The sequence below is a fragment of the Acaryochloris sp. 'Moss Beach' genome, from assembly GCF_021497025.1.
In the GTDB taxonomy this organism is placed as follows: Bacteria; Cyanobacteriota; Cyanobacteriia; order Thermosynechococcales; family Thermosynechococcaceae; genus Acaryochloris; species Acaryochloris marina_A.
In genome coordinates this window covers 4,175,194-4,197,311 of the sequence record NZ_CP071717.1, presented here as the reverse complement: position 1 = coordinate 4,197,311, position 22,118 = coordinate 4,175,194, and the positions used below count along the sequence as shown (strand labels likewise).

The window sequence follows — 22,118 nt, the reverse complement described above, 5'->3', positions numbered from 1 at the left end:
ATGCACATCGCTTGGATTGGCAAAAAATCTCCGCCCTGTGGCAACGTCACCTACAGCCGCGAAATTACTAACGCCTTGCTCGATCGTGGCTATCAGGTCAGCTTTCTGCATTTTGCCCAAGATGCTTTTGATGAAGAAACAGGCAAGCCGCTGCCCATTCAAGAACCACCGATTCCCCAGGAATGCCAAGAGGTTCCTTTACCCTTTCTGTATAAATCCCAGGTCTATACGATACCCACGCTGAAATCCAGCAAGGTCTTGGCAGAGTCTTTGCGCAATCTGAAGCCTGATCTGGTTCATGCATCTCTCACCCTCTCGCCCTTGGATTTTGTCCTGCCAGAAATTTGTCAAGAATTACAGGTGCCGTTAGTAGCAACCTTCCATCCACCTTTTAGCCATAAACATCGTAATTTGTCTTCTGGTACCCAGCACTTCATGTACCAGCTTTATGCTCCTTCCCTGGCTAATTATGATGCGGTGATTATCTTTTCCCAGGCCCAACGGGATTTGCTGATGCGCTTAGGGGTGCCTGAAGCCAAAATTGTGATTATCCCCAACGGGGTGGATACCGATAAATACTCCCCTGGTCCTTCTACCTTCAAAGCAGAACTACAGACAGAGCGCATTTTCGTCTATCAAGGTCGAATTGCGATTGAGAAGAACGTCGAGTCCTTGCTGAAAGCTTGGAAACAGGTGCAGGCGCAGATACCTCACTCCAAATTGGTGATGGTCGGGGATGGTCCCCTGCTCAATGCCCATATGACAAATTACGGTCCTGAACAAAACGTTCTGTGGTTAGGGGCGATTTATGATGAGCATCGTCGGATTGAAATTTTGCGTGGGGCAGATGTGTTTATCCTGCCGTCTTTTGTAGAAGGTCTCTCCCTCTCCCTATTGGAAGCCATGTCCTGCGGTGTAGCCTGTCTAGCCACCGATGCAGGCGCAGATGGAGAAGTGCTGGCAGGTGGTGCTGGCATTGTCCTCAATCCCCAACGGACCAGGGGCGAACTCCGTACGTTATTACCCGTGCTAGCAGAGCATCCCGAAATGGTGAAACTCTTAGGCCAAAAAGGCCGTCAGCGAGTGCTGGAACGATATTGCCTGGATCGAAATCTGGATCAGCTAGAGAAGTTCTACGCTCAGATGTTCCAGCAAACTAAGGTTGAGGTCTACCGTTAACCCGACGGGCTTAAAAAACAACGTCTGGGGAACGTTCTGCAATCACGGCCTCCGGCAAAATCAGCATGGCATCACCGAAAGAGTAGAAGCGGTATTGATGTGCGATCGCATCCTCATACAAGGCCAACAACCGCTCACGTCCCACTAAAGCACTCACCAACATCAACAAACTCGATTTCGGTAAATGAAAGTTGGTGATTAAGCCATCCACCACCCACCACTGATAACCAGGATAGACAAACAAATTCGTACGCCCCTGCCAAGGAGCAAGAGAGCCATTCTGACAGGCTCCTTCTAGGGCTCTCGCCACGGTTGTCCCCACCGCGATCACACGCCCCCCAGCAGCTTTTGTTGCTCGAATAGCATCCACCGTCGCCGCAGGTAAATCCACCCATTCCGAGTGCATATTATGTTGCAAAAATATCATTCGTTTCCACAGGCCGGAAGGTACCAATCCCCACATGGAGCGTCAGACACACCTGATTAATACCCTGGGATTGGAGACGAGCAAGTAGCTCAGGAGTAAAATGCAATCCTGCAGTTGGCGCAGCCACAGCCCCAGGATGCTGTGCATAGACCGTCTGATACTGTTCTGGCCGGGCAGCAGAATCTTGAATATAGGGGGGTAAGGGTACTTCTCCCAATTGTTCTAAGAGATCTTCAAAAGGCTGTTCGACCAGAGGTTCAAATTGAATGATCCGCCCCCGTGTCTCTTCATCTGTAGCTAGAACCTCTGCCCGCAATAAGGGACATTCTGGGGAGCCAAACTCTATCTGGGCCCCTGGCTTTAACCGCCGTCCTGGCCTGACTAAAGCAAGCCAAGTTCGAGGTTGCCGAGGTTCCAGCAAAAAGACCTCAACTGGCTGAGCCAGCTCAGACTTCACTTTGCGACCCAGGAGGCGGGCTGGGATAACCCGGGTATCGTTAAAAACCAGCAAATCGCCAGGCTGCAATAGTGCGACCAAATCCTGAAAGATTTGATGTTGATGCGCTTTTTGTTGAACCACCAATAACCGAGACCGATCTCTAGGCACCAGAGGGGTTTGCGCAATTAAGGTCTCTGGCAGCAGATAATCATAGGCCTGGAGGGTTTGATCTAACTCGGGAGTGGAGCCCAGCATGCTTTTTTTACTGACGGTGGATAGGTTGCTCTGACTACAATAATCAACCTGGTCAACCAGGTTGGGTATAACCCCCTATTTATTATGGGGATTCTGCTCTACCCATAAGCAGAGCTGATTGTGACAATAAGTATATGCAGGTATCCCTGCTCACCGCAAAAACGCTGGGGTTAGTGCCGAGGCAGGCACAATTATGGATTACCTATATTATCTAGGAACAGCAAGTTTAGTTTTACGCGTTGTTCAGCATCTTCGCCGATCAACTCACTTACCCGTCGAGTTCATGACGGTTGTTCACCAACTGAACGGTTGGGTGTTACGTATCAGAACGGCACCGGGTTGGACACAACAAGATTTAGACAACTTCCGTGCCTTTTTAGGAGAATTGGGCATCCCTTACCAAGTAGATACCCGAGTCAGCACAGTACTACAAGCTCTGGAATCTGGCCAATCTCCTGTTGAAGTAATGAGCCAATACCAAGTTGCAGTGATTGCCCATGGCAGCCCCGATATGACAGAAATTGAGGCGTTCCGTCAGCAGTTTATTCAAGGCTTAGGCTATTGCCCAGAGACTTTGGCATAAGGTCATTAATATTGCCAATCTTTATAATTCCCATGAATTTGTTCATGGGAATTAAATCTAGAGTGACTTTCTCTAGATAGCCTTCAAGGTAAGGCCATTTAAAATGGGCCTCTTGTCGCAAAACCAGGGGGGAGGATTAAAGTGTTTTTAAACGAGGGGAAAGTCAGGCTACTCATCCTCAAATGAACGCTCAATCTATAGCGAGTAAGGTTATTCTGCCATCCTTTTAGGCTGGAATCAGACCCCACTTAACCTTAATTTTGAGACATCACAAGTTCTTTAAAGACCATGGCGGCGATATCGACCATGGCAAATCCCATCACTTCTTGAGGTCAATACCGGCCGTGGCATATACAATCGGCCACATTTGATGAGCTTGAATAAGCTGTCATGAACTTACCTAGGTCATGACTGGGGGCTAAGGGAACAACAAGCAATCTCATCATCAGGCAAATAAACCGCCCAGTATTTTGTGCAACCCATCCATACACATAAATATCAAGCAAAGCTTAAATGTCATAGTTTAAGTCGCTTGAAAGAAACTGAATCAACATCCCATGAATAAGAAGCTCAGCAAGATTAGTCTATTTGGGTTAGCTGTTGGTATCTTGGCAATTTCCATCTGGCTGATTAGAAAGCTAGATGAAGAACCCTTAAAATCCCAAATTGAGCTTCAAGTTGAACAGTTGGGGCCTTGGGCACCTTTGGGAATCTTTGCCCTTCGCTTGATCAGCGTTGTTATTCCTATCATCCCCGGTGTACCTCAGGCATTACTCGCAGGGAAAATACTGGATTACCCCACTGCATTAGGGACAATTGTTGTTTCTGACCTCTGTTCCTGCAGCATCGCGTTTTACCTTGCTAGACGATTCGGTCGCAATCTAGTTGAGAAGCTGGTGGGTAAGAAATTCATGGGCCGAGTGGATGAGTTGAGTAGCAAGCATTTAGAAAAAAACTTTTTCTTGCTAGCAGGTGCCTTGATGACTGGTGCATTTGATTTTGTGAGCTATAGTGTTGGGCTAACAACCACCAAATGGAAAATGTTTTTGCCCGGATTACTCATCGCTTCCCTGGTACGTGGTGGACCGATCGTGGCCATAGGCGCAACTTTATTTGATAAAGGCACCGGATATTTATATGCAGGTCTCGCTATCTTAGGCGCATTTTGCGTGGCGATATTCGCGGGATGGCTCCAGCAACGAGGGGCTACATCAACTACCAAAAAATAAAGTGGATGTCTGTCCCATGGGATTCAGTCCTTCACGCAAGAGACGCCTTACTATCTGTCCGATCCATTGAGTACTAATATTTCACAAGTGCTATTTTTCACAAGCGCTTAGTCCTATTACCACGAATGCCATCCCATCCCCAAGAGACAGTATCGCTCCACAACAAATTGCTTGCCTCAAAAATGAATTAAATCCAGAGAATATTTCCTCCAATGAGCTGGGTACTATGAGAAGTAGGTTGGAAGAGTTAAGTGCCTAACGATGAATCCTCAACGAATTGCAGTGATTGCATCCAATGTATTTCGAGATATTTTCCGCGATCGCGTCCTCTATCTAGCTGCGCTATACGCCATTGGTCTGGTCTTAGTGATTTTATTCCTAGGTGAGGTCTCTGCCGGCACCGAAGGAAAAATAAGTGTTGATGTGGGACTGGCCAGTATTAGTCTACTCGCACTGGCGGTGGCCGCATTTGAAGGCGGCGGCTTAATTAATAAAGAAGTCGAAAAACGAACCGCATTAATTTTGCTAGCCAAACCCCTCAGTCGCACCGAATTTGTTTTAGGGAAACATATCGGTTTGTCCGGGGTGTTGACTCTCTTAATTGCCATTATGACGGCGATTTTAGTGAGTGTCCTCAGCTGGCAGCAGTTTACCTTTGAACTCAATAATATTCTCTTAAGCAGTAGCTTCCTAATTTTAGAGATGGCTTTAATTGCAGCCGTTTCAATTTTGTTCGGTGCATTTACGAGTTCTTTAATGGGGACTGTTCTCACTTTTGCCGTTTATTTCATGGGGCATTTTAGCCAAAACCTACTTAAGCTCAGCGAATCCATAAAGTCTGAAAGTATTCAGCAGATTGCCAAGGTTATTTACCTCGTCTTCCCTGATTTATCGCGCTTAGATTTAAAAAATCAAGCAGTGCATATCATTACCGTTCCGCCATCACAAATGGCAATGAACGCTGTCTATGGCATCGTATATATCACCTTACTCTTAGCCATCTCCACTATTATTTTTGCCAATCGAGAATTCTAAAGGGGTCGATAAACTCGATAGTTAATGTTGGGGAAGATGTTATCCATTACTTCTACCTTCTCCAGCCATCCACTATCCACCTGTCGCTTTTTAATTTCATGGTAGAGATGTTGGAAACGGGCCAAATGAGACCGAGTCCGGCGTACAGCATAGGGAACCATCGTCCCAGTTCGCATGATAAACGCCCAATCAGAAGACTGGGCCAATAAGAGTTCTCGAGATGCCTGGTTTAAGGCTCGCCATTGCAGATCATCTTCAGGCTCTAACTTAGCGAGTTCAATCATCCGTTCGGCGGCCTTATGAAGATGGGGATAAATCCAGGCATTGGTCTCATTGAGCCAATACTCATGGAATCCTTTATAACCCCAGCTCGATTGGGAAGGGCGGCAGACTTGTTGATTAGGCTCTGCTTTCAAGTAATCCGCCAAGTGAGTCATTTCATAGGTCTGTTGGTCATGCCAAGACTTGCGGAATAGGTAGTCAATAAACCAGGGTCCCTCATACCACCAGTGGCCATAGAGTTCGGCATCGTAGGGGGAAACTACAATCGGAGGACGCTGCATTATCCCATGCAGATTTTTGATTTGCTGTTCCCGGTTAAACATGAAGTTATGGGCATGTTCTGCTGCTTTTTCCCGTGCCCAATAGGGATCATAAAGGGCCTTATCGGATAGGCCCCCACCTCGTCCCGTAATTTTGTGATATTTGATCCCAACATTTTTGCGCTGGCCATTGGGCATAATGTAGGGCTTAATATATTCATACTCTGCTTCCCAGCCTAGATCCTTGTAAAACTCCCGATACACAGGAGCCCCCGGATAGCCAACTTCGGAAGACCAAACCTGCTGAGATGACTCATGATCACGACCAAACGCAGCAACTCCTGTTTCCGTAAAAATAGGTGAATAGGTACCAAAGCGAGGTCGAGGTCTTGCATAGAGCAAGCCATGGCCATCCATCAGGAAGTAGCGCAGCCCTGCATCGGCTAGCATGCGCTCCAGGCCCTCAAAATAGGCACATTCTGGTAGCCAAATCCCTTTAGGAGGTCGCCCAAAAGTTTCTTCGTAATGTTCGCAAGCGACCTGTATCTGAGCCCATACCGCTTGGGGATACATTTTCATCAGCGGTAAATAGCCGTGGGTGGCCCCACAGGTAATAATTTCTAGGTTGTTCGTATCTTGAAACTGTTTGAAGGCCGATACTACATCTCGATCGTAGTTCTCCCATACCTCTCGAACCGTATGGAATTCATTGACATAATGCTCTGCCAGGTAGCGAATATGGCTGTTGTGAACATTGCGCTCAACCTCTAGGGTGGCCAGCTCTTCTAGCTTAGCGAGATGTTCATCATATCGATCTTGGAGGAGTGGATCTTGCAGCATAGACACCAAAGGGGGCGTCATACTCATGGTGATTTTGAAATCAATCCCATCTCGCTTTAATCCTGAGAAGACTTGTAGTAGAGGGATATAAGTTTCAGTAATTGCCTCAAATAGCCATTCTTCCTCTAGAACAAAATCACTTTCAGGGTGACGAACGAAAGGGAGATGGGCATGGAGCACCAGGGCAAGGTAACCAAGAGTCATAAATTTTCGTTAGGAAGGGCAGCCAAGACGACGGCCATTGACAGAGAGTATTAAATAATAGTAAAGAATGACGGGCCTTATGAATAGATAGAAACATACAATTCTCTATCTTTAGGCATGAGTGGGATGTTCCATGCGGTTGACTCGCCCATACCATCGCAGTAAAACCCGAGACAAAAGCTCGGGGCTATGGCGAACAAACTGGGTATTTGGATCTTCATCCATGACATTGGCAAGAATCACTCGACATCCAAGCCGCATCAACATTTCACGATCAATCACAATGGGATGGGCATTTTCCTGCATGTAGCGAGCTAAGGCCATCGAGGAAGGCAATTTTTTCTGCACCAGCACTGCATCAAAGACTCGCTTACCACAGGCAGCATCTAGAGCCTTAATGTGATCGGCAACAGTATAGCCATCCGTTTCTCCAGGCTGACTCATAATATTGCAGACATAGATCCGAGGCACGGTTCGACGGGCAATCGCCTCCACAATTTCTGGCACCAGCAGATTGGGGACCACGCTGGTATAGAGACTCCCAGGACCCAGAATGATCAGGTCGGCATCAATGATTGCTCGAATAGCTTTTGGTAAAGCGGGCGGGCGTTCAGGGGTACAGCCCACGCGAATAATTCTGCCCCCTGCAGCTGTAATCTTGGATTCTCCCTTAATACAGCGACCGTCTTCTAAATCGGCCCAGAGGCTGACGTCACTGAGGGTAGCGGGCAAGACCTGCCCTCGAACGGCTAACACCTGGGAACTGGCAGCAATCGCCTGCTCCCAACTATCAGTAATCTCGCTCATGGCGGTTAAGAACAAGTTGCCAAAGCTATGGCCAGCGAGTCCATCTCCTGCTTTAAACCGATATTGAAATAGCGCCGTAATCAATTTTTCTTGATCGGCTAAAGCAGCAATGCAGTTACGCAGATCCCCGGGTGGTAAACCACCAATTTCACGTCTCAGGCGTCCCGAAGATCCACCATCATCTGCAACTGTAACAATAGCTGTGATGTTTGAGCTATAAGATTTCAAGCCTCGCAGCAAGGTAGACAAACCAGTGCCGCCCCCTACCACCACGATTTTGGGACCTCGATTCAAACGGCGATGCACGAGGAGGCGATCCACAACCTCCTCTTGGCTATCTGGAATTAAGACTTCAGTAATGGACCCTAAGGTTCGTGCTTGTCCCCACCACACTAGAAATAAGCCCAATATGATCACGAGAGGGCCACTGATCTGTCTGGGTAAAACCTGGGCAAAAAACTGGAGTGCAGATTCTAAAAACTGGATAACGTAAAAGATGGGAGTTAGGCGGACCAGGATGGCTAATCCCAGACTGGTCAAGAGGACACCAATTGCGCTTAAAAACAACCAACGCTTAATCGATAGTCCAGGGGACAACCAGCGAATGGAACGACCTAACCGTCCGGGAAGATGCTGCAACGATTTGCCTTTATAAGAAGTTATCGTCTGTTTGGGAGATCCCATGAGCATCAACCACAAAAGTGCTTATGTCCAAATTATAGAGAGGCAAAACTATGCCTATTCACCTTGAAGTCGAAATGTTGTGGCAAGGGTCTGAGTATAGCTTAGGGTAATTTGTCTCTAATTTTTTGGAAATAAAAGATAATTGCAGCTCAGCTCTTAGCTCGAATCACTTTTCCCAAAGTTGGCGTTGACCCCCAATTTATAGGGGAAGAAAAAGTTCAGCAGGATATTGAGAATGGATTGGCAAGGGAGGCAGGGTAAGATAAGCCCGCTTAATAGGGCGTGATGCAACCTTCAGTACCCCAACTTGATCACAAAGACAAGTCGATATCAGGCGTTGGAGAAACATCATAGGGAGATGAAGCATCAGCAAGCCTTGGCGCTGAAGTCTCTAGTGGGATGTCACCCAGCTCAGGAGCATCTTCTAACTCTGATGAAGCTTGAGCATCCGGCTCAAATTTGATGCGACGAATCGGTAAATTGGCGATTAGGGCCGTCGCTCGCTGATCGGATTCCAAACTGAAGTTGAGCCCTTCTGTATCGATCTCTACATAGCGAGAAACCACTTCCAAAATTTCTCGACGCATCGCCTCCATCAGCTCTGGCGGCAGGTTAGCTCGATCATGGGCTAAGACAATTTTGAGCCGACTTTTGACATCATCACGACTAGTCGTCATGTCTTGGCCGAGAAAAAGCCGTTCGAGAAAATCGCTAATCATAGAATTTCAACGTAAGCGTGAACGTCCACAGTTAGAGGTAATGGCTACAGTATGACGTGTAGGTTGGCTGATGTGCTGGAGGATATGCAAATAACTACCGTTTAAAGAAACGTCGAACCCGAGAGAACAGCGTATCGTAGGGGGCATTGAGATCTAGGAAATCGATGTCCTTGCCTTCAATCCGCTGGGCAATATTTTGCAGAGCCATACCGCTAAGAGAAAAGTTCTCTGATAGTACTAAGGGTTCCCCACGATTGGTCGCGACAATCACCTGTTCATCGTCGGGAATCATGCCAATCAGAGGAATGGCCAGGATTTCTTGGACATCCTGGACCGACATCATGTCATTGGCCTGGACCATAGCTGGGCGGATGCGATTCACGATTAGATTGATGGTTTTAACATGGTGCGCTTCAAGTAACCCCACTACGCGATCCGCATCTCGAACAGCGGAAATTTCGGGAGTCGTCACAATTAAGGCTTCGTCTGCAGCTGCGATCGCATTCTGAAACCCCATCTCAATCCCCGCCGGGCAGTCGATCAAGACAAAATCGTACTTTTTTGTCAAAGCATAAGCGAGCTGCTTCATCTGCTCTGGCGTTACGGCGTCTTTGTTGCGATTTTGGGCTGCGGGTAGAAGCACCAAATCATGCAGACGTTTATCTTTAACCAGGGCTTGTTCTAAGCGGCATTGCCCAGCCAAGACCTCTAGGGCTGTATAAACCACACGGTTTTCTAGACCCAGCAACAGATCAAGATTGCGCAATCCGAAGTCAGCGTCAATGAGCGCGACTGAATGGTTTAGCTTTGCTAATGCCATTCCTAAATTGGCTGAACAGGTGGTTTTACCCACCCCACCTTTGCCAGAGGTAATAACTATAATTCGACCCATATAACAGAGAGCGTTACAACTTTGTCAACTCAGCCAAACAAATGATTAATAGTGTATATCAATTTCGCGATTTCGCTAGGGTTGGATCATATTTTTGCTAAAGTCAGCAGCCCGGGCAATTTGGATCCCATCACTAGCAATATAGGCCACCTCTGGATAAAACTGATCGGGGGGTGATTCCGGTGCCCGAGCCACCCAATCTGCAATCCGCAATTGAGTGGGCTCCATCTGGAGAGCCATGATTTGACTTTGCTCGTTGCCACTGGCCCCTGCATGGGTAATGCCCCGCAAACGCCCCCAGACTAAAATGTCACCATCCGCAACAATCGAGCTACCAGGATTTAAGTCTCCCATAATCACAACGGTTCCAGGATGACGAATTTCGGCTCCCGATCGCAGGGTTTTTTGTAAATAAAGCGGTGCCGCATCTTTTTGGTCATCATCTAACGTGAACTGCGCAATGGTGGACTGAGCCATTGGCAAGATATGAGCTTGCTGTTCAATGGAATAGCCCGAGGTCGCAGCTGCGACAGCCGTTTGCCGACGTTTGGTATGAATGCGGGTTAAATGTAGCTTGACGGCAGATAAGGCATTGACGATCGTCTGCAATTGTCGATGATCGAGTAGGCGATCGCCGGTGACCAGTTCCACTAGAGTATTCGGAGGCCAAAATCGCGTTCCGGCTTCCAACTGCTTTTTAACTTCTTTTAGTAAATCTGCCCATTCCAAGGTGGTTTCACTGGGAGCCGGTAGGTAGAGCAATAACTTACCATCGTCAGCTTCCAGATGGAGTTGGACTTCGGCAACCCGAGGCGACTCCGTCTCTGATTCTGATTCGCTGCTAGGAGGAGAAGTAGAGGCAAGTGAAGCCCTAAGCCGTTCTGGTTCCATAAACGCCCTTTTTTACTTGCGTGACTGTTCGGCCGATTTGTTTTTCGGAACGACGTTCAGTCGCTGACTGATAATCGTCATGCCACCATCTTGCACCAAAATGGCAGAAATCCACTCGCTCATGGGTTCATTTCCGGCTGTACCGACCTTAAATAAACCACCAGCGGGTAACAGCTCTAGCTTAAGCTCGGGCTGTTTCAGATAGTTTTCCATAGTGATCGATTCTTCCAGAGCTAATCCCAATAATGGGTTATCTCCCAGAGGCTCATCTACAATCACATCAAATTCAAACTTTTCGCCAACTCCCACTTCCTGAGGAAGGTTCACCTGCACTTTAGGGGGTTTCCGGCCTGAAGTGAGCTTGCTCTGTTCAGCCAAAATTTCTTGCTTGGCAATCTGTTGACCTACCCACTGCTGACGAGAGTGAAGTGTGGAGTGCAATTTCACAGGACCTTGATCAAGGGTTTGAGTCCCCGTGATAGTGGTTTTGGTCTCAACAGTATAGCCTTGGGCGCTTTTCTCCCAAGCCACTAATTCAGTCTTATAAGATAAATCCTGGTAATCTTCCCAAAATGTGGCGACCACCTGCTTTAGGGTTTTCCGATTCAGGCCATCGCCACTTGTAAAATTAGAACTATAAAAGCCCAGCAATTTAGAGAGATCTTGTTGGTTCGCAGCCATATCAACTTGAGCGAGCTGCTCGATCAAGGCAGGTGGAGCATCCGTATCTACCTGAGTCGTTTCTGGGGCCACGCTTTCAGCATATGCAAGCTGAGGTAACATTCCCATTCCTAAAGAGCATAGACAGGCAGCGGACAATCCAACCCCCAGCTGGCTGAAAGAATGGCGGACCCTATTGAGTTGGCGGCCAGTCTGGGGAACAACGGATTGCAAAATGCGGATAGAGTTGTACATGGAATGGTGGTATGTAATGACAAGAACCAATTCACTCTTTCAGATAGGGTCCCCTGAACTTCTAGGAGAGGAAGCATCACTGTTGAGTGATTAGCTTTGCCACGTTTCCCTGAAAGGAGCATCTCAATTCTAGATTAACTTTCCTATAGAAGGCGAAAACGCTAGAATTCTCAACTTCCACCTACAAGGATAGCAACAGTGAGCAATTCCGAATCGGTTGCCATGACAGAACAGCCCAAGCGGTTCCTAATCGCGGCTAGCGGCACAGGCGGACATTTATTCCCCGCACTGGCAGTTGCCGAAGTTCTCGAAGCAGAACAGTTTCAACTGGAATGGCTAGGGGTGAGCAATCGATTAGAGACCCAGCTAGTTCCCAAAAAATATCCGTTACGTACAGTCCCCATCGAAGGCTTACAAACTCGGATAGGCCCAAAGACGCCCATTCTCCTGGGGAAATTAGCCGTGGCAGTTTGGCAAACCCGTCAATTGCTAAAGCAAGGCCAATTTCAAGGCGTGCTCACCACAGGAGGCTATATCGCCGCCCCTGCAATTTTGGCGGCTTGGTCCTTGGGGCTGCCACGAGTGATCCATGAATCGAATGCGATTCCGGGAAAAGTGACGCGATGGCTCAGTGGGATCTGTACTGGCGTGGGGTTGGGGTTAGAGGATGCCACAAAATACTTACCTAAAGCCAAAACCGTCGTTGTGGGCACTCCTGTTCGCCCAGCTTTTCTTACCCCTTGTGAACTCGATTTACCGATTCCGCAGGAGGCCACACTCATAGTGGTGGCGGGCGGCAGTCAAGGTGCCGTCTCAGTCAACCAATTGGTTCGAGCCTGTGCGCCAGCTTGGTTAGGAAACGGGGCTTGGATCGTTCATTTAACCGGAACTCAAGATCCTGAGGCGCAATCTTTTCAGCATCCCCACTATCTATCAATGCCGTTTTACGACAATATGGCCGGTTTACTGCAGCGGGCTAATTTAGCCATTAGTCGGGCGGGTGCAGGGACCTTAAGCGAACTTGCGATCGCATCCACGCCTGCCCTCTTAATCCCCTATCCCTATGCAGCCGAAGACCATCAAGCCTTCAATGCTACCGCCTTTGTCAAAGCGGGGGCAGCCCAGATGTATCGCCAAGATGAACTCACCGAAGAACAACTAAAACAGACGGTGCTCAAATGGATACAGGAGCCCCAGATCTTAGAAGAAATGGCAGCAAAAGCCTACAGCCTAGCAGTCCCCAACAGCACAGAGCGCTTCGCCCAGCTCATTCTTGAGCAGATCGAAGCGTCTCCATGAAAGAAATAGGTGCTGTATCGTTAAAGCGCTAAACTCTTAAATGATTTTTAGGTGGGGATAAGCCGCAACTAAATCATCCGCACTGAGGGTATCGGACTCCGCTTGGGGGGTCCATAACACTTCTAAGGCTAATAGCTGGTCGCTAGAAACAGAGCCGACTTGATTGAGGGCTTGGCGAAGATCCTGATCCGATTTAATATCTGGGAGCTTTTGCTTACCCTGGGCAGCCACCACCAACGTGACGACAATATATTCACCAGGCGCTTGAGTTAGGGCATCCGCCGTCTTCGTTAATGTTCCATTGTTGTCTTGGATCTGCTGTTTCACATTCGACAGGGTTTCCGCTTGAAACTTACTCCGCTCGGTTAACGCTAAATGGTTGAATTTAGCCTCAGCAGAAACAAGACGGGTTTGTTCAGATTCAGCACTGGCATAAACCCAATATTCGGGGTGGCGTAACAGTGCTAAATTTGTTTCTTGCAACACCTTAGCGAGACCTGTACTGGATGCAGTATTGCCAGTTTGAGCAATCCGATCAAGATCAGCTTTCAGTCCACGGGCTTCGGCTAATAAACCGACCTGAATTTTGTTAACCGTAACAGCGGGATTTGCAGAGTTCTGATCATAACTGCTGCCTCCCAAGTTAAGGCCCTCTCCATCTCCAGCTATATTACGGAAGCTAGACACCAAGAAGTTAGCAACGGCAATCAGGATCAGAATGGAAAATAAGCCACCCCCTCCAAATCCAAAGAATGGGATGAGAAAAGGAAAGCCAAATCCACCCCGATAGCCACCCCGAGCGTAACCGCCTCGAGAATAGCCACCCGAATAGCTACGGGAAGGGCTGCTTCGATAGGAGCGAGAAGGCACAGAACGACGGAAGCTTCCTCCGCTAATCCGACCACCCGTACGGGCCGCTAAGGCAGCATCGGCATTGCTGAAGACTAAGACACCAACAAGCGAGATCGCAACGAGGAGGCGGGAAAAAGCTTTATAAATGGAACGTTTTTTATTCATCTTTCGCACTGAGGGCTTACATTAACGCAATCTTGAGACGTACCGTAGAGAATAGGACTGACCCGATAATCGGTAAGACAACCAGAATTATTCTGACAGTCATCGGCAATCCTCTGCCCCAAATCTTGCTTTGTTTTAAGTTTAATCCTTCTCTCTAGTCAAGGGTTCGCCCCAACAGAGGGATTACCGACAACCAACCGTAACCCTAATATCGAATTCTGGGATCAACGTAGGCATTGACGATATCAATCACGATGCTAGCCATGACAATAATGACGGAGACAAAGACAATGATGCCTTGAACCGTAAAATAGTCGCGAAGTGAAATTGCATCATAAAGGCGATTTCCTAGCCCCGGCCAAGAGAACGTGACCTCAGTGAGCACTGCACCACCCAACATAGCTGCAAAGGTAAGTCCCAAAACGGTAATGACTGGAATCAGGGCATTACGGAGAGCGTGAACCACTAGAATCCGTCCTTCAGGAATCCCTCGGGCCCGAGCAGCCTCCACATAGTCCGCTTGTAACGTTTGCTTTAGATTGACCCGGACAATTCGCTCAAAAATACCGCTGAGAACCAGTCCTAATGTGATACTCGGTAACGCTAAATGGTAGAGCGTTAAGCCCAGAGCATGCAGGTCTCCTGCAAGGACACTATCAATCAGATATAAGCCGGTGGGGCCTTGGGGGGGGGGTAATACTCGTGTCGGGAACCGAGTGCCATCCGGGAACCAGCCCAATTGAACCGCAAAAAAAAGCTTCAGCAACATCCCCACCCAAAACATCGGTAACGCATAGGTAATAATGCCAAAGAGTCTCCCCCCCAGGTCAAACACCGTTCCAGGCCTGGATGCTGAAAGGATCCCAGCACTGACACCAATCATCAAAGCCACAATCATGCTGCAAAATGCCAGCTCCAAAGTGGCAGGGAAAAACTGCTGAATAATATCCCAAACGGATTGACCCCGGCTGGTCAGGGAGGTGCCTAGATCAAATTGCAATAGATCTCCCATGTAATGGGTATATTGCTGCCATAGGGGTTGATCTAATCCCATTTGCGATCGCAGCGCTAGTTTTTGAGCCGCCGGCGCTTTTGGCCCTAAGATGGCATCTACCGGATCCCCCGGTGTTGCTCGTAGCAACAAAAAACACGACAGTGGTTACGGTCCACAACATCAAAGGGGCCAGCAATAAGCGGGCCACTACATAAGACTGAAGGGCTCGGGAGCGAGACATAATAACGTCCTATGTAGAGGAACGACTGAGAGATGCAAAAGGCATAGCTTGGGTCGGTTCAAGGCGCACACCTTGAATATCAGGCCGGGCAAAAGCATATTCTTTGCGTTGCCAGAGGGGAATAAAGGGAACATCCTGGGCAAGCAGATCTTGAATCGCTTCAAAGGTTTTCTGGCGCTTGCTCGGGTCTTGTTCTTGGCGCTGCTGATCGATCAGCTGATTCATTTTTTCACTGTAGTAAAACGATCCTTGTCCAACGGTAGCGCCTTCTTTACAGCCTTCCTCAGCATTTCCTTCTGAACAGTCTAAGAAAGGATGGATATAGGTATCGGGATCATAGTAATCGCCACTCCAGTCCAGCATAAACATCGGATAGGTACCTTTATCCAAATTGTTATAGGCTGTGGCTGATTCAATACTTTTCAGTTCTACCTTGGCTAAATCTTTCAGCTCTTGCTCAATATAAGCTTTGATCGTCGTAGCTGCAGGGCCATCACTGGGGACATTAGAACGATACCAAAACTCCACTTCCAGGGGCTTTTCAGTGGTGTATCCTGCCTGGGTCAGCAGCTCTTTGGCCTTGGCGGCATCAGAATTACCACTATCACTTTGAAATACCGGTTTGCTGACATCAAAAATACTAGGCACCAAGCTATAAAGCGGGTCAACTTGACCATCAAACACTCGGTTCTGGATCAATTGCCGATTAATAGCTAGGGCTAAGGCTTGGCGAACCTCTGGTTTTTTCAAGGTTTCGTCCCGGAGATTCAGGCTGACATAGGTAATGTTGCTACCTGGCCCAGTGATGGCTTGCCAGTCCCCTTTATCAGCTGCTTTCGTCAATAACTCAATTTGTTCAGGATTCAAAGATTGATAGGCAATATCCACGGATCCTGTGCGAAAGGCGTTGTATAGGTTGGCACTGCTCGTAAAACTCTGAATGTCAATTCCTGGGTTGGCTGGCTTGTCTCCCCAATATTTGTCGAAGCGGTTTAAACGGATAGAGTCGCTGCCATTGTCAACCAGCTCATAAGGGCCAGTCCCCACAAAGGTGGAAGGATTAAACTTGCCAGGACCAATTTCGTAGGCGGTGGGCGAAACGGCCACTAGCCCCGAAAATGCCAACAAGTCTGTAAAGGCTGCAAACGGTTTCTTCAGCTTAATCTCCAACTCTGTCGCTGACTTGGCCTTCACGGACTCTACGACATCCGACAATAAAAAGGCAGGCTGTCCACCATTTTTGATAAAGCGATTGAGGGAAAATTCCATCGCCTTGGCATCAAAGGGAGTGTCATCGTGAAAAACGACATCCGTTCGCAAAGGGATGGTATACACTAAACCATCTTCACTCGTTTTAGGCAGCTCTGTAGCCAGCTGTGGCATCAGTTCTGTCGTGCCGCTGTTGTAGGCGTATAGCCGATCTCCCATGTTGTAAAGGAGATTACCTGAAAAGAGTTCTAAGGCATCAGCGGGATCTAAGGTTCTAACTTTACCCGTGGTGCCAATTGCTAAGCGAGTCTCAGCTCCAGAGGTTGACAGGCTCGGCCCCGAATTGCGCGGCTGGCACCCCACAATCAACAATAGACAACAACAGCACAAACTGAGATAGAACCTTGCCCCTCGCCATCGCCATCTCTGAGCCAGATAGTTGAGGGATTTCAGTACAAGACGCGTCAAAAAGTTGGAAGGAGTCAACAAGGGCTTCTCTCGCATATACAGAAAGACAGCAGAGGCACAGTATCAAATCATCCAAAATGATTGATCCGGCTCTACTGTCTTGCCATTCTATAGTGAGAGGGCAAAATATGACGCGTCCCTACTCAGGAAACTTTACTAGGTGAGGCTCTATTTTTTGTCTTTATCTTTATCCGCAGACGCTAAGGCAATGGGCTCTTGGCCAACACTGACTCTAACTTTCATGCCAGATTGTTCAAGCACAACAACAGGCGCTGCAGGATTACTGAGATTAATGGACTTAACCAACACCTGGCCATTGGCGATGCGGTCCCCCACGCCCACGGTACGAGTTGAGTTTTCACCGGGTGCCTTCAGAATCGCCTTAGGCCGACCGCCCAAATTAATCACTCCTGTTACCTTTACCCCTTGAGCAACCTCTGGCTTGGGTAAGGTAGGCAAAACAATCTTTCCAGGAGTCGTACTGGGTTTAGTCGAAGGGGAAGAAGGTTTTCCGGAGGGGGCAGAACTTGCTTTCGGCGCAGTTGCTGGCACAGTTGCTTTCGGCACATTCACCGTTGAGGGGGGCCGTCCCTGGGAGGGAACGGTGCGAGGCGAAGAATTCTCTGGGACAACGGCTGGAACAATTTCCGCGAAGGGATCAACACGACCACTCTTCACTACCCGTAACCGTTCGTCAGGATTGGTGGGGCGAGTTAAGACCACCTTTGCTGCAGGGGGAGAGGGAATTTCGGGTGAGGCATCGGGAAAAGACTGTTCGGTGGGAGTCTCGGAAGCCTGTTCAGCTTCAGGCTCATCACCCCCAACTAGCCCACAACTCGCTATTCCCATAGATAACAGGATAAAAGTTACCCCTAATACTGTTTTTCGCATCCGTTTCTCCATCGTCTTAAGCACTATGTTCACTACTAGAGAGCTGTCATTCTTACGATTTGGTGAGTGATCTCGTTGAGTTTTCCCCGGCACTGTCAGCTCAGGATATGGAAGATTCTGCTTACAAAAACAACTTGTGGCTGCAGGAGGATCGCCTCTTGCTAGCAATACAAGCTAGGATCAAAGCAGTTGAAATCCAATCGTTTTGAGCGAAAACAACTATTCAACAACTCAAACGCCTAAGTCGCAGGGCAAGGTTTTTATCATTGGTGCTGGCCCTGGGGAACATAACTATCTTACGGTTATGGGACAAAACCTGCTTGCTCAGGCTGACGTCATCCTCTATGATGCCCTGATCAATCCTGAATTATTAAACCTCGTAAAGAAAACTTGCTTACAAATTCCAGTTGGCAAGCGAGGCAAGGGGCCTAGCACCCCTCAAACGGATATTGATCGCTGGTTAGTCGAGTATTGTTGCCAAGGATATCAAGTCGTCCGTCTTAAAAGTGGTGATCCTTTTGTGTTCGGGCGTACCACGTCTGAAGTTCTCGCATTAAAAGCGGCAGGTTGTGATGTTGAGGTTTTGCCGGGTATTTCTTCAGCCCTAGCTGCTCCACTATTTGCAGGAATTCCTCTCACCGATGTCCACTTAAGCCAGCACTTTACGGTATTAAGTGCCCATGCCCCAGAAAGCCTGGACTGGTCTGTTTTGGCCCAGATCGACACATTGGTAATTCTGATGGGGGCCCGCCAGTTAGAAACGATTGTGCATCACCTGAGACACAACGGTCAGCCTGAGCAACATCCGATTGCCATTATTCGTTGGGGAGGTCGGCGCCAGCAGCAAGTTTGGATGAGCACTTTAGGAACGATCGTGGCCAAAACCCAAGGAGAGTCCCTATCGCCTTGTGTGATCGTGGTGGGCAATGTCGTTCATCTCCAACCCAGCCTAGGGCTTTCTTTCCCTGCCAACACTGAATATGCTCATAGAAGTGATTCTGCACAATTTCCCATGGGCGCTTCTTCGATTCAGTCGGCTTTACCGTTAGGGGGTAAAACTATCTTGGTGACGCGAGCCGTTGCCCAATCCACGACCTTTAGTCAATCTCTCACTTCGATGGGAGCGACGGTGGTTGATATGCCTGCATTGGAGATTGGCCCACCGTCATCTTGGCAAGAATTGGATGTTGCGATCGCATCCCTAGATCGCTTTGACTGGCTGATCTTAACCTCTGCCAATGGCGTCACTCGATTCCTAGAGCGCTTATTCCATGCCGGCTTAGATACGAGAGCCCTTGCTTCTCTCAAAATTGCAGTGGTCGGTCGTAAAACAGCCAAAACTTTAGAGAAGCAAGGATTAAAGGCAGATTATATCCCACCTAACTACATTGCAGATGCCCTAGTGGAGCATTTTCCAGGGGGAGAGTTAACGGGGCAAACCTTGCTATTTCCCCGAGTTGAAAGTGGTGGGCGAGACGTTTTAGTTAAACAGTTCACCACGCAAGGGGCAACGGTGGTGGAGGTGGCCGCCTATCAATCGCGATGTCCAGACACCATTGCCCCCCAGGCCCTCCAAGCCTTACAAGCTCAAGCTATTGATATTGTGACCTTTGCCAGCTCCAAAACCGTCCGCTACTTCTATCAGCTCCTTCAGCAATCCGTTGGCGAGGGTAACCCTCAGTCATGGCTCACTCCCCTCAAAATCGCCTCCATTGGTCCCCAAACCTCATTGACCTGCCAAGAGCTGTTAGGACGAGTCGATATCGAAGCGAAGGAATATACCCTAGACGGTTTAACGCAAAGTATTATCGATCACTATCAGCCTCAAGATTAAGCCTCATTCCACACCAACATCTCGGGGAAATTCCCAGAGATGGTAAACCCAACCCAATACCAGGGGTGACTAAACGGACAAACATCTTGACCCACTTCTTGGGCTGCGAATTGGAGTTCAGCTTCAATCCGTTGGAGGGTAGTTGCTTGTGAGCTGTCTAATGCTAATGTGTTGCCCACGGTGATCCACCATTGAATCGCATTCCGATAGGTCAGGTTGCGGAGCCAATGCTGAGCTTGCCGCAGGGCATGGACTGGGTTGCCATTTTGGTGCAAAAGATGATGGACCTGGGTCATCAGCATGATCCGAGAACAGTGATTGACCTCCCATAGGCTTTTGAGAACATGCTGCACCCCTAAAGAGAGCAAACAGGTTTCTAAATCGGGAATAAACCCAGGTAGCGGCTTCAGATTTTGTGGACCACCCGAGAGGCAAACCGTTGCATAGGACTGCCAATTCAACTCGAACAAGTCCTCTAGGGTCAATCGGTGTCCATCGGCCAAGACCCAAGCTGGTGCTGGGACAGTTGAACGATCTGTAGCCGTCACCCCCGTAAAATGAATACTCCCTGCCGAAACTTTGAGGGCAGCCAAGACCGTCTTCTGAGTCAGCTGTAGTCCTCCCAATTGAATATGCTGCTGGTAAGAGCGGGCGATAGCCAGGGCCTCTAATTCTGTGAGGTTGTTATCCTTTTCATCCTCAGATCCGTTGGGAGGAACAATGGTTAACAAGTGGTCTTGAGGGGACGATTTTGCTTTCAGTAGATTGAGGCCAATGTGCAAACTGGGGAGGAGCGTAATGCTAATCTGCTCAGGGAAAAGGGCCGTCATCGGTAGGTGACGCCATTGCCCAGGCAGAACCAGAATAAGTTCCTGAATACCAGATAAAGTGTCTTGGCATAAAGACTCAATGGCTAAAATCTCTTTGAGTTGGGTTAGGAGTTGAATCCCCTGCCCTTTGAGCCAAAAATCAGCTCCCAGCCCTAGAGCCGACTCATGATTTTTTTGGGAGAGATGCTGGGCTTTATCCCAGTTTTTTTGCCACAATTGCAAGCAGAAATGCTGATCAATTAAAGCGGCATCCAGATTCCCTGGGTTATCAGCCTCCGGCTCCAGGGAGTGCGCACAGAACAGCACTGGGTCCTGGTTCGGTTTGAGGATAAAGGTATAGAGGTGGGCGGGACTGAGATGCCAATAGATAACGGCTCGCTGCGGATTGAGGAGCGGTTGTAGATCCGTATATTGGTGCTGAATCGGATCATAATCAGGGCCAGATCGCCAATATCCTAAGGTGCGATCTTTACAACGTTCTGCCCAAAGAATCGCTTCTTTTAATTGATTCTGCTGCACCAACCAATCGACCTGCATCTGTTGGAAGCCAGCAAATTGATCTTCTAGTTGTCGATCTTGCTCAGGAGACAGATTGACATCCTGCTTGATGGTTTGAAGTTTGATCGCGCCTTCAAGCAGCATGGAGTGGACAGCGGCCGTTTCTTGTAAATGGAACCGCACCTGCAGCAGAGATTGCCAAATCGCTAAGTGATGCTGAGGGAAAGTTTGGAAATCTAGTAAATCAAGGGCTCTTAAATAGCTTAATTTTGCAACCTTCCACATCTTGGTCGGAGAAGGATCTTGCCAAGCCTGTTGAGCTTGAAAATCCCCTTTGCGCTGATGGAGACTGCCACAGCCCAAAGCATAATCATCGGCATCACACCAAAGGGCATCAATACCTTGATTCCAGATAGCAATACCAGCATCTACCCCTTGAAGATGAAGCATCGCCATCCCCAGATCGTCCCAAGCCTGCCACAGTTGTTTATCGGTCCAGCGCAGGGCTTGCTCATAGCTATGAATCGCTTCTTTGACATTGCCGAGCTGAATTAAGATGCTGGCTCGGTTATTCCAGGCCTGGTAAAAATCGGGCTGGCGATCTAGGGCCTGATCAAAACTTGCGATCGCATCCTGATATCGCTGCAAATGAAATAGAATCAGCCCCCGTTGATACCAAGCCTGGGCATGGTGATCCTTAAACGCCAGTACTTTATCGTAGGCGGCCAATGCAGCGTCATAATCCTTGGCTTTGGTGCAAGCTAAGGCTCGTTTTTGCCAAAAGTCAAAATCTTGTCCGGAGAGTGAGGATACGGCAGGCGACCCTGGGTTGACCTGGGTTGGCTGGTCTTCTGACTGTCCCTGGGCTTTGGCTAATAAAGACTCCAAGGGAATCATTTTAAGTTTGGCTTCTGGGCTACCGAACAGGCGTTGAGCATTATGGTTCGCTGTGATTGCTTCCCCATAAAACCCCAATTTTTGCAGGACATTGCCACATTGCAGCCAGGCATCCGCATTCCTAGGGGTCAGGGCTAGACCTTGATGAATACAATTCAGGGCATCAATATACTGATTTTTTTCGAGATAAGTTTTTGCCTGTTCCAGCCAAGTCAGGGAGTCGGAGAAATCAGGGCTCGTCATACCAAAGATCTCCCTTACATTGATACCCTGAAGGAGCAGCCAGGCTGCAGCGCTTT

At 48.5% G+C, this 22,118-nt stretch carries 16 protein-coding genes and 2 pseudogenes; 6 read left to right on the top strand and 12 right to left on the bottom strand.

Annotated features, from left to right (window positions below):
- Complete coding sequence (locus HRE53_RS19820; protein WP_212664961.1) at positions 1-1,179, top strand: glycosyltransferase family 4 protein; 1,179 nt, start codon at positions 1-3, stop codon at positions 1,177-1,179.
- Positions 1,180-1,189: 10 nt separating this feature from the next.
- Here HRE53_RS19820 and queA read toward each other — a convergent pair.
- Positions 1,190-2,300 (bottom strand): annotated as a pseudogene (gene queA / locus HRE53_RS19815) (tRNA preQ1(34) S-adenosylmethionine ribosyltransferase-isomerase QueA).
- A 193-nt stretch (positions 2,301-2,493) separates the two neighbouring features.
- Between queA and HRE53_RS19810 the strand changes: the two are divergent.
- From HRE53_RS19810 to HRE53_RS19800, 3 genes are all read left to right on the top strand, one after another.
- Positions 2,494-2,883, top strand: a complete 390-nt coding sequence (locus HRE53_RS19810) for a DUF732 domain-containing protein (RefSeq protein ID WP_212664959.1) — start codon at positions 2,494-2,496, stop codon at positions 2,881-2,883.
- A gap of 557 nt (positions 2,884-3,440) precedes the next feature.
- Positions 3,441-4,112: a TVP38/TMEM64 family protein gene (locus HRE53_RS19805; RefSeq protein WP_212664958.1), complete on the top strand. Its 672-nt coding sequence runs from the start codon at positions 3,441-3,443 to the stop codon at positions 4,110-4,112.
- A gap of 261 nt (positions 4,113-4,373) precedes the next feature.
- Positions 4,374-5,147: an ABC transporter permease gene (locus HRE53_RS19800; protein WP_212664957.1), complete on the top strand. Its 774-nt coding sequence runs from the start codon at positions 4,374-4,376 to the stop codon at positions 5,145-5,147.
- Here the strand turns inward: HRE53_RS19800 and HRE53_RS19795 are convergent.
- From HRE53_RS19795 to HRE53_RS19770, 6 genes are all read right to left on the bottom strand, one after another.
- Positions 5,144-6,733 carry a glycoside hydrolase family 57 protein gene (locus HRE53_RS19795; RefSeq protein ID WP_235107656.1) on the bottom strand — a complete coding sequence of 530 codons (1,590 nt, stop codon included), beginning with the start codon at positions 6,731-6,733 and terminating at the stop codon, positions 5,144-5,146. The two genes, HRE53_RS19800 and HRE53_RS19795, sit on opposite strands and share 4 nt — an antisense overlap.
- A gap of 111 nt (positions 6,734-6,844) precedes the next feature.
- Positions 6,845-8,230 carry a gluconeogenesis factor YvcK family protein gene (yvcK, locus tag HRE53_RS19790; RefSeq protein ID WP_212666172.1) on the bottom strand — a complete coding sequence of 462 codons (1,386 nt, stop codon included), beginning with the start codon at positions 8,228-8,230 and terminating at the stop codon, positions 6,845-6,847.
- Between the two features lie 305 nt (positions 8,231-8,535).
- Positions 8,536-8,943, bottom strand: coding sequence for a cell division topological specificity factor MinE (minE, locus tag HRE53_RS34925; RefSeq protein WP_315875749.1), 408 nt, complete (start codon positions 8,941-8,943; stop codon positions 8,536-8,538).
- 94 nt (positions 8,944-9,037) lie between these two features.
- A complete protein-coding gene (gene minD / locus HRE53_RS19780; protein ID WP_212664954.1) occupies positions 9,038-9,835 on the bottom strand; it encodes a septum site-determining protein MinD in 798 nt (265 codons plus the stop codon).
- A 75-nt stretch (positions 9,836-9,910) separates the two neighbouring features.
- On the bottom strand, positions 9,911-10,726 hold the full coding sequence (minC, locus tag HRE53_RS19775; protein ID WP_212664953.1) for a septum site-determining protein MinC: 816 nt from the start codon (positions 10,724-10,726) through the stop codon (positions 9,911-9,913).
- A gap of 12 nt (positions 10,727-10,738) precedes the next feature.
- Positions 10,739-11,641 (bottom strand): nuclear transport factor 2 family protein, encoded by a 903-nt coding sequence (locus tag HRE53_RS19770; RefSeq protein WP_235107655.1) that lies wholly within the window; start codon positions 11,639-11,641, stop codon positions 10,739-10,741.
- A 198-nt stretch (positions 11,642-11,839) separates the two neighbouring features.
- On the opposite strand from HRE53_RS19770, the gene murG reads away from it, so the two are divergent.
- On the top strand, positions 11,840-12,940 hold the full coding sequence (murG, locus tag HRE53_RS19765) for an undecaprenyldiphospho-muramoylpentapeptide beta-N-acetylglucosaminyltransferase (RefSeq protein WP_235107654.1): 1,101 nt from the start codon (positions 11,840-11,842) through the stop codon (positions 12,938-12,940).
- A gap of 36 nt (positions 12,941-12,976) precedes the next feature.
- On the opposite strand, the gene HRE53_RS19760 is transcribed toward murG, so the two are convergent.
- The 4 genes and pseudogenes from HRE53_RS19760 to HRE53_RS19745 all read right to left on the bottom strand — a co-directional run bounded on the left by HRE53_RS19760 (position 12,977) and on the right by HRE53_RS19745 (position 17,760).
- Positions 12,977-13,957 (bottom strand): DUF1517 domain-containing protein, encoded by a 981-nt coding sequence (locus HRE53_RS19760; RefSeq protein WP_212664950.1) that lies wholly within the window; start codon positions 13,955-13,957, stop codon positions 12,977-12,979.
- 205 nt (positions 13,958-14,162) lie between these two features.
- Positions 14,163-15,192 (bottom strand): annotated as a pseudogene (locus HRE53_RS19755) (ABC transporter permease).
- A 9-nt stretch (positions 15,193-15,201) separates the two neighbouring features.
- On the bottom strand, positions 15,202-16,869 hold the full coding sequence (locus HRE53_RS19750; RefSeq protein ID WP_235107653.1) for an ABC transporter substrate-binding protein: 1,668 nt from the start codon (positions 16,867-16,869) through the stop codon (positions 15,202-15,204).
- A 168-nt stretch (positions 16,870-17,037) separates the two neighbouring features.
- Positions 17,038-17,760, bottom strand: coding sequence for a hypothetical protein (locus HRE53_RS19745; RefSeq protein WP_235107652.1), 723 nt, complete (start codon positions 17,758-17,760; stop codon positions 17,038-17,040).
- Positions 17,761-17,965: 205 nt separating this feature from the next.
- On the opposite strand from HRE53_RS19745, the gene cobA reads away from it, so the two are divergent.
- Positions 17,966-19,594: a uroporphyrinogen-III C-methyltransferase gene (gene cobA / locus HRE53_RS19740; RefSeq protein ID WP_235107651.1), complete on the top strand. Its 1,629-nt coding sequence runs from the start codon at positions 17,966-17,968 to the stop codon at positions 19,592-19,594.
- Here the strand turns inward: cobA and HRE53_RS19735 are convergent.
- Entirely contained in the window at positions 19,591-22,062 is a 2,472-nt protein-coding gene (locus tag HRE53_RS19735; protein WP_235107650.1) for a CHAT domain-containing protein, read from the bottom strand. The genes cobA and HRE53_RS19735 overlap by 4 nt on opposite strands.
- Between the last annotated feature and the right edge of the window lie 56 nt (positions 22,063-22,118).